Source organism: Massilia horti (genome assembly GCF_004614195.1).
Classification (GTDB): Bacteria; Pseudomonadota; Gammaproteobacteria; order Burkholderiales; family Burkholderiaceae_D; genus Telluria; species Telluria horti.
Genome location: NZ_SPUM01000058.1, coordinates 1 through 12,194 on the forward strand (window position 1 = coordinate 1; position 12,194 = coordinate 12,194).

The 12,194-nt window shown below is 62.1% G+C and carries 15 protein-coding genes; 5 read left to right on the forward strand and 10 right to left on the reverse strand.

Annotated elements, in window-relative coordinates:
* The 7 genes from E4O92_RS09855 to miaB all read right to left on the reverse strand — a co-directional run.
* A partial coding sequence (locus E4O92_RS09855) for a glycine--tRNA ligase subunit beta (protein ID WP_135189594.1) occupies positions 1-520 on the reverse strand: 520 nt, incomplete at its 3' end.
* 27 nt (positions 521-547) lie between these two features.
* On the reverse strand, positions 548-1,480 hold the full coding sequence (gene glyQ, locus E4O92_RS09860) for a glycine--tRNA ligase subunit alpha (RefSeq protein WP_135189595.1): 933 nt from the start codon (positions 1,478-1,480) through the stop codon (positions 548-550).
* A gap of 100 nt (positions 1,481-1,580) precedes the next feature.
* Positions 1,581-3,152 carry an apolipoprotein N-acyltransferase gene (gene lnt / locus E4O92_RS09865; protein ID WP_135189596.1) on the reverse strand — a complete coding sequence of 524 codons (1,572 nt, stop codon included), beginning with the start codon at positions 3,150-3,152 and terminating at the stop codon, positions 1,581-1,583.
* Positions 3,152-4,030 carry a CorC family transporter gene (locus tag E4O92_RS09870; protein ID WP_135189617.1) on the reverse strand — a complete coding sequence of 293 codons (879 nt, stop codon included), beginning with the start codon at positions 4,028-4,030 and terminating at the stop codon, positions 3,152-3,154. The genes lnt and E4O92_RS09870 overlap by 1 nt, the downstream gene beginning before the upstream one ends.
* A gap of 286 nt (positions 4,031-4,316) precedes the next feature.
* Positions 4,317-4,787: an rRNA maturation RNase YbeY gene (gene ybeY / locus E4O92_RS09875; RefSeq protein WP_135189597.1), complete on the reverse strand. Its 471-nt coding sequence runs from the start codon at positions 4,785-4,787 to the stop codon at positions 4,317-4,319.
* On the reverse strand, positions 4,768-5,781 hold the full coding sequence (locus E4O92_RS09880) for a PhoH family protein (protein ID WP_370660000.1): 1,014 nt from the start codon (positions 5,779-5,781) through the stop codon (positions 4,768-4,770). Before E4O92_RS09880 ends, ybeY begins: the two co-directional genes overlap by 20 nt.
* 53 nt (positions 5,782-5,834) lie before the next feature.
* Entirely contained in the window at positions 5,835-7,196 is a 1,362-nt protein-coding gene (gene miaB / locus E4O92_RS09885) for a tRNA (N6-isopentenyl adenosine(37)-C2)-methylthiotransferase MiaB (RefSeq protein ID WP_135189599.1), read from the reverse strand.
* Positions 7,197-7,934: 738 nt separating this feature from the next.
* Here miaB and E4O92_RS09890 point away from each other — a divergent pair.
* Positions 7,935-8,330: a hypothetical protein gene (locus E4O92_RS09890; RefSeq protein ID WP_135189600.1), complete on the forward strand. Its 396-nt coding sequence runs from the start codon at positions 7,935-7,937 to the stop codon at positions 8,328-8,330.
* 97 nt (positions 8,331-8,427) lie between these two features.
* On the opposite strand, the gene E4O92_RS09895 is transcribed toward E4O92_RS09890, so the two are convergent.
* Both E4O92_RS09895 and E4O92_RS09900 read right to left on the reverse strand, forming a co-directional pair.
* A complete protein-coding gene (locus E4O92_RS09895; protein ID WP_135189601.1) occupies positions 8,428-9,270 on the reverse strand; it encodes an HDOD domain-containing protein in 843 nt (280 codons plus the stop codon).
* The gene (locus E4O92_RS09900) at positions 9,267-9,608 is read right to left on the reverse strand and encodes a hypothetical protein (RefSeq protein WP_229483218.1); all 342 of its coding nucleotides are present in this window, start codon (positions 9,606-9,608) and stop codon (positions 9,267-9,269) included. The genes E4O92_RS09895 and E4O92_RS09900 overlap by 4 nt, the downstream gene beginning before the upstream one ends.
* A 200-nt stretch (positions 9,609-9,808) precedes the next feature.
* On the opposite strand from E4O92_RS09900, the gene gstA reads away from it, so the two are divergent.
* The 3 genes from gstA to E4O92_RS09915 all read left to right on the forward strand — a co-directional run bounded on the left by gstA (position 9,809) and on the right by E4O92_RS09915 (position 11,328).
* Positions 9,809-10,414, forward strand: a complete 606-nt coding sequence (gstA, locus tag E4O92_RS09905) for a glutathione transferase GstA (RefSeq protein WP_135189602.1) — start codon at positions 9,809-9,811, stop codon at positions 10,412-10,414.
* Between the two features lie 75 nt (positions 10,415-10,489).
* Positions 10,490-11,047: a DUF1697 domain-containing protein gene (locus tag E4O92_RS09910; protein WP_229483220.1), complete on the forward strand. Its 558-nt coding sequence runs from the start codon at positions 10,490-10,492 to the stop codon at positions 11,045-11,047.
* Between the two features lie 95 nt (positions 11,048-11,142).
* On the forward strand, positions 11,143-11,328 hold the full coding sequence (locus tag E4O92_RS09915) for a hypothetical protein (protein ID WP_135189604.1): 186 nt from the start codon (positions 11,143-11,145) through the stop codon (positions 11,326-11,328).
* A 49-nt stretch (positions 11,329-11,377) separates the two neighbouring features.
* Here E4O92_RS09915 and E4O92_RS09920 read toward each other — a convergent pair whose 3' ends face one another.
* Positions 11,378-11,656: a PEP-CTERM sorting domain-containing protein gene (locus tag E4O92_RS09920; protein WP_135189605.1), complete on the reverse strand. Its 279-nt coding sequence runs from the start codon at positions 11,654-11,656 to the stop codon at positions 11,378-11,380.
* A 120-nt stretch (positions 11,657-11,776) separates the two neighbouring features.
* Here E4O92_RS09920 and E4O92_RS09925 point away from each other — a divergent pair, with 120 nt between their 5' ends.
* Positions 11,777-12,076 (forward strand): hypothetical protein, encoded by a 300-nt coding sequence (locus E4O92_RS09925; RefSeq protein ID WP_135189606.1) that lies wholly within the window; start codon positions 11,777-11,779, stop codon positions 12,074-12,076.
* Positions 12,077-12,194 lie beyond the last annotated feature (118 nt).

Below are 12,194 nucleotides of genomic sequence, written 5' to 3' on the forward strand. Positions count from 1 at the left end.
GCGCAAGCAGCGAGTGCACCGGACGCACGAACTGGACGGTCTCGCCGTCCGGGCGCTGGTAGCTCATCACCTTCGGGATCGGCAGCTTGGCGACCGTCTCTTCGAGCACCGGTTGCAGGCCCTCGGCCAGGGCGCTGCCCGGTGCGGTGTAGGTGTAGAAGAAGCTCTCGGCCTTGCCGTCCTGGGCGCGCTCGAGGTCCGCTACGGACAGGTCAGGAAAGCCCAGCGCGGCCAGCTTCTTGGCCAGCGGCGCTGTCGCATTGCCTTCCTTGTCCAGCGCCACCGATACCGGCAGCACCTTTTCGCGGATGGTCTTGTCCGGCGAGGCGCCGCGCACGTTGGTGATCGATACCGCCAGGCGGCGCGGGGTGGCATAGGTGGTGGCGCTGCTATCCGCTTCCACGAAGTCGCGTGCCTTCAGGCCCTTGAGGATGCCGTCCGCGAAGGCGGCGCCCAGCTTGGCGAGCGCCTTCGGGGGCAGTTCTTCAGTCTGCAGTTCGACGAGTAGTGTTTGGTTCATGGTTCTGTTCTTGTCTGGTCCTGGGGCTCAGGCGGCTGCCTTTTCTTCTTGTTTGCCCAGCATGGGAAAGCCGAGTTTCTCGCGCGAGTCGTAGTAGGCCTGGGCCACCAGGCGGGACAAGGCGCGCACGCGGCCAATGTAGGCGGCGCGCTCGGTGACCGAGATGGCGCCGCGCGCGTCAAGCATGTTGAAGCTGTGCGAGGCCTTCATGATCTGCTCGTAGGCCGGCAGCGTGAGCTCCAGCTCGATCAGGCGCTTGGCTTCCTGCTCATGGTTGGCGAAGGCCTGGAACAGCAGCTCGGTGTTGGAATGCTCGAAGTTGTAGGTCGACTGCTCGACCTCGTTCTGGTGGAACACGTCGCCGTAGCTGAGCGACTTCTTGACCGGAGCGCCGGCCGCACCGTTTTCTTCCCACTCGGTCCAGACCAGGTCGTAGACGTTTTCCACGCCCTGCAGGTACATCGCCAGGCGCTCGATGCCGTAGGTGATTTCGCCCAGCACCGGCTTGCAGTCCAGCCCGCCGACCTGCTGGAAGTAGGTGAACTGGGTCACCTCCATGCCGTTGAGCCAGACTTCCCAGCCCAGGCCCCAGGCGCCCAGGGTCGGGCTTTCCCAGTCGTCCTCCACGAAGCGCACGTCGTTCTTCTTCAGGTCCAGGCCCAGCGCTTCGAGCGAACCCAGGTACAGGTCGAGGATGTTTTCCGGCGCCGGCTTGAGCACCACCTGGTATTGGTAGTAGTGCTGCAGGCGGTTCGGGTTCTCGCCGTAGCGGCCATCCTTGGGACGGCGCGACGGCTGCACGTAGGCGGCGCGCCACGGCTCCGGGCCGATCGCGCGCAGGAAGGTGCCGGTGTGGAAGGTGCCCGCGCCGACCTCCATGTCATAGGGCTGGAGCAGGGCGCAACCCTGCTTGTCCCAGTAGGTTTGCAAGGTCAGGATGATTTGTTGGAATGTGAGCATCTTGTAGGCTTCGCGCGCCAGGCGCGGCGAATACGGTGGGTTTGCTAAATGACCAATTTTAGCGGGTTTCGACTATTGTCTGGCCCGAAAGTTGAGGCGATTACGCTACTTTAGCGGTTTTCTTCCTGTAGTTCAGTCCAGTGAGCCAAGTGCCGATCAAAGCCAGCGCGGAAAGGCCCAGGAACAGGTAATTGCCAAATCGAATGTACGGCGTCATGCCCGTCATGCCTTGCACGGTCGCCGCCAGCGTGCCTTGCGTGTACGGCGCAATCTCCTGCACGACACGTCCGCGGCCATCGATGACGGCGGTGGCGCCGTTATTAGTCGCGCGCAGCATCGGGCGGCCCGTCTCCAGCGAACGCATGCGCGAAATCTGCAGGTGTTGCGGGATCGCGACCGACTCGCCATACCAGGCCAGGTTCGAGACGTTCAGCAGCAGCGTGGCCGGCTGGCTGGCGTCGCGCAGCTGTTTGGCGATTTCTTCGCCGAAGACGTCCTCGTAGCAGACATTGGGCAGCACGAACTGGTCCTTGACCTGGAAGGCCGGCTGCACCGCGTTGCCGCGGGTGAAGTCGCCCAGCGGAATGTGCATCATGTCGGTGAACCAGCGAAAGCCGGTCGGGATGAATTCGCCGAACGGCACCAGGTGGTGCTTGTCGTAGCTGTAGCTCTGCCCCTGCGGTCCAATGCCGGCCACGCTGTTGGAATAGATCCCCGGACCGTCCGACAGCGGGATGCCGAACATCAGGTAGCTGCCGGTGCGTGCCGAAAAGTCCTTCAGCTGCAGCAGGTAATCGGGCGGAAGCTGTTGCGGGAACACCGGGATCGCCGTCTCGGGCGCGGCGACCAAATCGGCCGGCGCGGCAGTCATGAGGTCGCGGTAGCGGGTCAGGATATTGAGCAGATGCTCGCTGCTGAACTTTTCATCCTGCCTGATATTCCCCTGGGTCAGGCGCACAGTGATTGGCTGGCCCGCAGGGCGCGTCCATTCGATCGTCGACAAGCCCCAGCCTGCGATCATCAGCGCCGCGAACAGGCCAATCGCCGGCAGGCGAGCGCGCTGGGTCAGCATGACCAGGCACCCGGCGCAGACCGCGACCAGCACGCCGATGCCATACACGCCCACCAGCGGGGCAAAGCCCGCGAGCGGCGCCGTATTGTGCGCGTAGCCGGAGGCCGCCCACGGAAAACCGGTGAATACCCAGCCGCGCATCCATTCCGACACGCCCCACAAGACGGGCAGCGCGATGAGCAGGAAGCTGGCGACCGGCAGCGACCACTTCTTGCGCAGCCAGGTCGCCACGCCGGCCGCGAACGCGCCGAACAATCCCATGTACAGGCCCAGTATCGCGATCGCCATCGCCGACAGGATCGCCGGCAGTCCGCCGAAGCGGTTCAGCGCAATGTACAGCCAATGCATGCCGGCCACCGACCAGCCGAAGCCGAAGGCCCAGCCGAGCAAGGTAGCGCGGCGCACCGAGCTGCCCATGCCCACCTGGTAGAACAGGTAGGCGAGCGACAGGAACTGCAGCGGCCACCAGCCGAACGGCGCGAACGAGAACAGGCTCGCGGCGCCGGCGAGCGCGCTCAATGCCAGGGCGGTGCGGCTCGGGCGGCTGCCGCGCAGGGCGGGATCGGGGGCGGTGGCGGGCGAACGACGACGCAGCAGCATTAGTCGTCGTCGTCGTCGGTGTGCGGCAGTTTTTCTACCAGCAGGACATGGATCTGGCGCGCGTCGGCGCGCAGCACTTCAAAACGCAGGTGGTCGAGCACGAATTCCTCGCCCTTGTGCGGCATGCGGCCCAGGTGGCTGGCCACCAGGCCGCCGATGGTGTCGACATCGTCCTCGGGCAGGTTGGCCCCGACCTCGTCGTTGAACTGGTCGATCTCGGTCAGCGCTTTGACGCGCCAGCGCGGGCCGTACTGGCCTTCCTTGATCGAGATGATGTTGTCTTCTTCCTCGTCGAAGTCGTACTCGTCCTCGATGTCGCCGACGATCTGCTCGAGCACGTCCTCGATCGTGATCAGGCCGGCAACGCCGCTGTACTCGTCGACCACGATCGCCATGTGGTTGTGATTGGCGCGAAAGTCGCGTAGCAGCACGTTCAGGCGCTTCGATTCCGGGATAAAGATCGCCGGGCGCAGCATGTCGCGCACGTCGAACGATTCCTCGGCGTAGTAGCGCAGCAGGTCCTTGGCCAGCAGGATGCCGACCACCTTGTCACGCTCGCCCTCGATGGCGGGGAAGCGCGAATGGGCGGTTTCGAGCACGGTCGGCATCCATTCCTCTATCGGCTTGGAAATGTCGACCACGTCCATTTGCGAGCGCGGCACCATGATGTCGCGCGCGGACAGGTCGGAGACCTGGAACACGCCCTCGATCATCGAGAGGGCGTCGGCATCGATCAGGTTGCGTTCGTGCGCGTCGTGCAGCACTTCGAGCAGCTCGGCGCGGTTTTCGGGCTCAGGGGAAATCAGGGCGGTCAGCCGTTCGAACAGCGACCGGTGGTGTTTGGCGTCCGTTCGGACGTCGGCAGGGTGCTCGGGCATAGTTGGCATGAGAGCCGTTGTTGCGATGGGCATAGGATACACCAAAAGCTGGTGTGCCTGTTTTTTGAGCATGTGCAAAATTATTGCGGTTGGCGCGACCGTACGGCTACCGGAGGCGTCGTAGGGTGCGCACCTGTGCGCACGCGGTCATCGCTTGCTCACTTGCGGCAGCCGCTTCGCTACGCTGCCTTCGCGATCCGCGTGCGCACAGGTGCGCACCCTACGATTACTCACCCACGCGTCCAATTAGCAGACGTTGAACGCGTGGGCGGGAGACTCGCCCACCCTACTTTTCCGAATACGGATCCGGATACTCCAGCGCCTCCATGATGTCGCGCTCGAGCTGTTCCATTTCCTCGGCTTCCTCGTCAGTCTCGTGGTCGAAGCCCTGCGCGTGCAGCACCCCGTGCACCACCAGGTGCGCGGCATGCTCTTCCAGCGTCTTTTTCTGCTCGTCGGCTTCGCGCTGGAGCACGTCGGTGCACAGCACGATGTCGGCCTCGGTGGGCTCGTCGTCGTCCAGTTCGGCGCCTTCGTTGTAGGCGAAGGTCAGCACATTGGTCGCGTAGTCCTTGCCGCGGTAGTCGTGGTTCAGCTGCCGTCCTTCGTCGGCATCGACGAAGCGGATGGTCAGGATGGCAGGCCCCATCAGCGCCGCCTGCACCCACTGTTCCAGCATGGCGGGCGTGATGGCCTGTTCGAGGCGTTCGTCCGCGTACTGCACGGACAGGTCGAGCTTATGATTTTTTGCGGACATTTCGGTTAGCGGCAGGTTTGGGCAGCGCGATCAGGTCTTCCCTGGCGCTGGCCTTGTCATAGGCGTCGACGATGCGCGCGACCAGCGGGTGGCGCACGACGTCGGCACTGGTGAAATGGGTGAAGGCGATCCCGCGCACGTCCTTGAGCACGTGCATGGCGTCGACCAGCCCGCTCTTCATCGTCTTGTGCAGGTCAACCTGCGTGATGTCGCCCGTGACCACGGCCTTGCTGCCAAAGCCGATCCGGGTCAGGAACATCTTCATCTGCTCGACCGTGGTGTTCTGCGCCTCGTCGAGGATCACGAACGCGTGGTTGAGCGTGCGGCCGCGCATGTAGGCGAGCGGGGCGATCTCGATCACCTGTTTTTCGAACAGCTTCTGGGTGCGGTCAAAGCCGAGCAGGTCGTACAGCGCGTCGTACAGCGGGCGCAGGTAGGGGTCGACCTTCTGGCTCAGGTCACCCGGCAAAAAGCCGAGCCGTTCGCCGGCTTCCACCGCGGGGCGGGTGAGCACGATGCGCTTGACGGCGTCGCGTTCGAGCGCGTCGACCGCGCACGCGACCGCGAGATAGGTCTTGCCGGTGCCGGCCGGGCCGATGCCGAAACTGATGTCGTGTTCCAGCACCGCCTTGAGGTACTGGATCTGGTGCGGCGTGCGGCCGCGCAGGTCGCTGCGGCGCGTCTTGAGCGCCGGGCTGACGTTGTCAAGCGCCGCTTCATCAAGCTGGCCCGGTTCGGACGCCGGGGCATCGGGCGCCGGCTCGATGCTCGGGTTCAGGCCGGCGCGCTGCTCGACCAGGGCGAGCTGCACTTCCTCGATCGGCACGACCTTGTTGGCGACGGCGTAGAAGCGGTCGAGCAGTTCGACCGCGCGATCGGCGTTGGCGCCGCCGACGATGAATTTGTCGCCGCGCCGGAAGATCGTCACGTCGAGCGCGGCCGAGATCTGGCGCAGGTTTTCGTCGAGCGGGCCGCACAGGTGGGCGAGCCGCATGTTATCGAGCGGCTCCGGGACGAAATACGAGGGCTGGGTTGGAATACGGTTTTTCAACTGACTTTGGCAATCGTATCAAGGTTGGCGACGAGTTCGCCGCGCAGGGTGTAGTCGAGGCTTTCGGTGATGCGCACGTCCACCAGCTGGCCGGTGAGCGTTGCGCCGGCCGTGCCAGGTGCGAAGTTGACGACGCGGTTGCTTTCGGTGCGGCCCTGCAGCTCGCCGCCGCCCTTCTTGGACGGGCCCTCGACCAGGATGCGCTGGACAGTGCCGACCATCGCCGCGCTGTGCTTCTTGGTGTTGGCGTCGATCAGGGCCTGCAGGCGCTGCAGGCGCGCCAGCTTGACTTCGTGCGGCGTGTCGTCCTCGAGGTTGGCGGCCGGGGTGCCGGGGCGCTTGCTGAAGATGAAGGAGAAGCTGTTGTCGAAGCCGACGTCCTGCACCAGCTTCATCATCGCTTCGAAGTCGGCATCGGTTTCGCCGGGGAAGCCGACGATGAAGTCGGACGAGATCGCGATGTTCGGGCGCACCGCCTTGATGCGGCGGATGATCGACTTGTATTCGAGCGCGGTATAGCCGCGTTTCATCGCCTGCAGGATGCGGTCCGAGCCATGCTGGACCGGCAGGTACAGGTGGTTGACCAGCTGCGGGATCTTGGCGTACGCGTCGATCAGGCGCTGGGTGAATTCTTTCGGGTGGCTGGTCACGAAGCGCAGGCGCTCGATGCCGGGAATGTCGGCGATGTATTCGAGCAGCAGCGCGAAGTCGGCGACTTGGCCGTCTTCCATCGTGCCGCGGTAGGCGTTCACGTTCTGGCCGAGCAGCGTGATTTCCTTGACGCCCTGCGCGGCCAGGCCGGCGACCTCGGTCAGCACGTCCTCGAAGCGGCGCGACACTTCCTCGCCGCGGGTGTACGGCACCACGCAGTAGCTGCAGTACTTGCTGCAGCCTTCCATGATCGACACGTAGGCGACCGAGCCCTCGATCTTGGCGGGCGGCAGGTGGTCGAATTTTTCGATCTCGGGGAAGCTGATGTCGACCTGGGACGAGCCGGAGGCGCGCCGGGCCTCGATCATCTGCGGCAGGCGGTGCAGGGTCTGCGGCCCGAATACCATGTCGACGTAAGGGGCGCGCTTGACGATCGCTTCGCCTTCCTGCGAGGCGACGCAGCCGCCTACGCCGATCAGGAGGTCCGGCTTGTCGCGTTTGAGTTCGCGGATGCGGCCCAGGTCGGAGAACACTTTTTCCTGCGCCTTTTCACGGACCGAGCAGGTGTTAAAGAGGATGACGTCCGCCTCTTCCGGCTTGTCGGTGCGTACCAAGCCTTCGGAGGCGCCCAGTACGTCCGCCATCTTGTCCGAGTCGTACTCGTTCATTTGGCAACCGAAGGTCTTGATGAATACTTTTTTCTGCATGGGGTGCTGTGTTGAAAAGGGTGCTAATGGGAACCGCGAAAAACCTACTGCGCGTTGCAATGGCGGCCTGCGATGCTCGCTGTACTCCTCGTACAGCTGCGCTTCTCGGCCGCCATTGCCGCCGCTCGCTACGGTTTTTCGCGGTTCCCTAATGCTTTGACAAGGTGGCATTCCAGTTTACCGTAAATCGGCAACTCCGGCCAAAAAGGCGCAGGCCGAATGAAACTGGCAATGCCGTTTGGAATGAACCGTTGCTTGTAACTAATGAATTGTCGAAACGTTCAGATTGTTAAATGGATTGATTCGTTTCAAGATGTTACGGACCGATCGTCCGTTGATCTTCCTCTACAAGTTTTGTGTTGCAAATCAACGACTTCCGTTGTCAGAAGGCGACGCAAAGTAAATCCAAGAAAACTCTTGCGTGCGCCACAAATTATCCCCATGTGCTGAAATGCCTCTGTGACAAGCTTTCCGCACGATAGCTTGATTTTAAACAATGAGTCACATGCTCAGGTCGGATGTACTGATGGCATATGAGTCTGATAATTTGTTTTAGAGACAAGTGCGTCCGGGGAGCTGGAGCGGGAGCGCATGCAGCCGGGGACGTTCTTAAGCGCATTATCAGATTCGTTCTGTTTAATCGCCTGGGACGTTTTCCGGGAACTTATGTAGACGAAAGATAGTCATTAACAAAGTTCGTAACGGAACTATTTTAACCACTCTCACGAGGTAAAAATCATGGCACATCATGCTTTGGCATCACAGGAAAGCTACAACCCGAACCACCTTCTGGATATCTTGCTTGGCAAGATGCAACTGAAGAACGACGCTGCCCTGTCGCGCATGCTGGAGGTAGCGCCGCCTGTCATCAGCAAGATCCGCCATCACCGCCTGCCGGTGGGCGCATCGCTGCTGATCCGCATGCACGAAGTGACCGGGATGAGCATCCGCGACCTGCGCGACCTGATGGGCGACCGCCGCACCAAGTATCGCCTGTCCGATGCCCAGGGCCGCCCGAAGCCCGAGGAAAAAGCTGCCCAGCAGGCAGCCGCAGCCGCTGCCCAACAGCAGCAACAGTCGCAGGACCAGAAGCAGCAGAACGAGGCATCTCCGTCTGGCAATTATGCGCACTGATGCCGCAGGCGTGACAGGCCCAACTGTCATGCCTTCGGCCAACCAGGGCGGCGACGCGGCGCGCTGACGCCGCCGCTGCCTGGTCGCGTCGGCCGGTTTACGCCATCAGGATGGTCGACATTTCCTCAAATTGCAGTTCCGTTTCACGGAACAGGTGCAGGTAAGATTCTTCGCTGAGCCCCAGCGCGTTCCATGCGACGGTTGCGACTGGCGGCACAAGCTCATCTTTTTCGTTTGCCAGATCAAGCGCATGTACGATCGCGTTGGCCACGTGGACGATCGTGGCCAAAAAACCCGCTCCCACCGTGTCCGGGGCGTGGTGGTTAGTGATGGCCTGGCGCATCGTGTCCGAAAAATTCCAATGCTGCGCCAGGGCGACCCCGGCCGAAATATGGTCGATGCCCAGCACGGCGCGTTCGGCATCGAGCAGGGTACAGTCCTGTTCGGCCCGGTGGGCCAGGACCTGCTGGTAGGGCTCGGGGAACCGGGTGACCAGCACCAGCCGTCCGATGTCGTGCAGCAGGCCGGCCGTGAAGGCGTAATCCTGGTTAAAGCGCATGCGCCGTGCCAGCGCCCGTGCGCAGGCGGCAGTGGCGATGGAATGGCGCCAGAACGCCTTGTCGTCGAAGCCGGGGCAGCGGCCGCTCGGGAAACACCCGGTCACCGCCACCGCGATGATCAGGTTGCGTGTGGTCTGGAAGCCAAGAAACGTGATGGCCTGCTGGATGGTCGTGACCTTGACCTGCAGGCCGTACAGCGACGAGTTGGCCAGGCGCAGGGTTTTGGCGGTCAGCGCCTGGTCGTACGAGACCTTTTTCGCCAGCACCGAAATATCGACGTCCTCCTGGTCGACGCTTCCCAGTAGCTCCATCACCACCGCCGGCAGCGAAGGCAGGTCTTCCAGCCCGTTGGCGACGTCGTCGGTCGTGGCCGCGTTCATGGGGCCACCTCGGGCGCCACCTCGGGTGTCAGCCGGTAACCCTCGATATGGCGGCGCAGCAGCGTCGTCGCCCAGTCGTTGTTGTCCTCGCGATCGTGCTTGCGGAAAATATGGTCGAGGCGGGCCTGGATCGCCGCATCGTCCCGTGCCTCGGCCGGCTCGGCCACTGCGATCGGCAGCATCGCGATGCCGTGGCGCGCCAGCGATGCCAGCATGCCGGCAGCCAGCACCGCGCCCTTGGGCAGCAGCATCTGCCCCTGCCGGTCGAGCAAGTCTTCGGCCAACACCATCCCGGGCTGCGCGGCACCCAGGGCAGTCAGCTTGTACGTTGCACCCATACTTTCCTCCTTACAAGGTATGTAACCGATCTTACCATCCGCTTGCCATACTGTGCGTTATCCCTGATGGTTCGCCGCGGCTTGTCGAGAGGCGCGCACTTGAGGAGGGCCAAGCAGGACGGGAATAGATGTTGTATTCTCGCCATTCCCTGCAGGGCATCACCTGTTGGCCAATCCACGTTTGATCAAAGGACACATCAATGAAACTGTATTTCAGCCCCGGCGCCTGCTCGCTCTCCCCGCACATCTCGCTTATCGAGGCCGGGTTTACGTTCACGACCGAGCGGGTCGACCTGGGCACGAAACTGACGGCCAGCGGTGCTGACTTCCGCGCAATCAACCCGAAGGGTTATGTTCCTGCACTGCAACTGAATGACGGGACGGTGCTGACCGAAGCGCCGGCCATCCTGCAGTACATCGCCGACCAGGCGCCGGCGTCGAACCTGGTGCCGGTCGCCGGCATCGAGCGCTACCGCGTGCTCGAGTGGCTGAATTTTATCTCGACCGAACTGCACAAGAACTTCAGCCCGCTGTTTAACAAGACCGCGAGCGAAGACATGAAGCAGGCCGCACGTGCCAACCTGGCCAACCGTTTCGGCTATGTCGAGCGCATGCTCGAAGGCCAGGACTACCTGACCGGCTCCGCATTCACGGCGGCCGACACCTACCTGTTCACCGTGGCCAGCTGGGCCGGTTTCGTTCAGCTCGACCTGTCGCCCTGGCCGGCGGTGCAGGCATTCCTGGCGCGCGTGGCGGCGCGCCCGGCGGTGCAGCAGGCGCTGCGCGCGGAAGGCCTGCTCAAGTAATCACCGGCACGAGCGGCACAAAAATCGGATCAGCAGGGGCAAGAAGCGCGCCGCGCGTGGCCCCGCAGGAGTAACATGTTGCCCATGACAAGCAAACGCTACATTGCCCTGCTCAGGGGAATCAATGTCGGGCGGGCGAAACGGGTGGCAATGGCTGACCTGCGCAAGCTGGTCGGCGATCTGGGCTACCGCGACGTGCGCAGCATCCTCAACAGTGGGAACGTTGTGTTCAGTGCCGATGAGCTGGCGCCGCAGCAGGCCGCATCCAGCATCGAGGAGATGCTGGTGCTCAAACTGGGCGTTGTCGCGCGTGTGTTCGTGCTGGCTAGCGACGAACTGGCCGAGATCGTTGCCGACAATCCATTAGTCTCCGTTGCCACCGACCAGTCGCGCCTGCTGACCTTTATCCTGGCCGATCCGGTGGCGCGCACACTGGTCGCGCCGTTGTGCGAGCAGGACTGGGGCCCGGGCGCGCTGGCGCTCGGCCAGCGTGCCGCCTACGTCTGGTGCCCTGAAGGGGTGCTCGAAAGCGCCGCGGCCGCGGCCCTGGGCAGGCAACTGGGCGACGCGACCACATCGCGCAACTGGGCCACCTTGTGCAAGCTCCACGCGCTATGCACTGCTGCGGCTTGAAGGCAGGTCCGAAATATCCGCGTTAATGCGCTACAGCAATAATAATCGTCGCAATCTCGATACAATGCAGTTTCACCTTCCCGCATTGACTTGAAATGGACAAGGATTTGCTAAAAGGGCTTGCCTTGGTGATTGGTGCCGTGATTGTGGTCGGCGCTGTCTTTGTTATTGTTTCAAATTCGGGGCCGCAAAAGGCGAAATGCGTTGCCGATGCGTTAAAAAGCGGCGTTGCCTATGGAAAAATAGACAAGGTATGCCGCCTGTCGCAGCGCTCATATTAATGCCGGCGCAGATGGCCGCCATTCCACGCGGAATGGCGGTAACTTTCACTTATTTAAATTTCTCGCTGCTATCGCGGCTGGCCCGATAACCGATCAGGACAAGGCCGAGCAGCATCATGAGAAATACCGCGGGTTCCGGCAGTTCGGACATATCGACCGAAAATATGGCCAGATGATCGGCCGCCATGGGCGGGGCGACCGCGTGCGACTGCGTGGCCTGGGTGGGGACGCTGTCGGCCACAATGCCGGGCGACAAGTCGATGGCGGCTGCCTGCGCGGCACCGCCGAGGGCCAGCGCAAGCGCTGCTGCAAGCGCATATTTGTTCACGTTCCGTTCCTTCCTTGCAGGTCTGTCGACGTTATGCGCGACTGGCGTGGCCAGGGCGCACCGAAGAATGGCCGAGAGCTGGTTCAAGAATAACAAAAACGCGCGCACCATCGCGTTCGATTGAAAAGAGACGAATCAAACACGCTTGAGGTTCTTGTGGTTGCACAAAACGGAATCCCCAATGCGCATTTCTTAACTGAAATTTGGATAATATTTTTCAATAGTCAATATTTCCTGATTTATATCCCGCATTTTGGTTTTTTGAGGCAACGTAAATATTTTTTGCCAGTCAGCCAACAAAATACCCTGACTCTGTTGTTGGAGTGGTTCCCCTCAAAAATATTTGCCGCAAAAGGTATACACGCGCTTTTTTTTGGGGGTATAGTTCCCCATATCCTCATTGCCTTCGGGCATCAATAATGTCAACGGATCAGTCCTGATCCCATAAGGCCCCCAAGAGCCTCCCGCCCTCCCGCCAGACCAGCCGCTGGAAGGCCTCCGTTGTTTTGCAATCGCATTGCGCACACCCACATTTGTA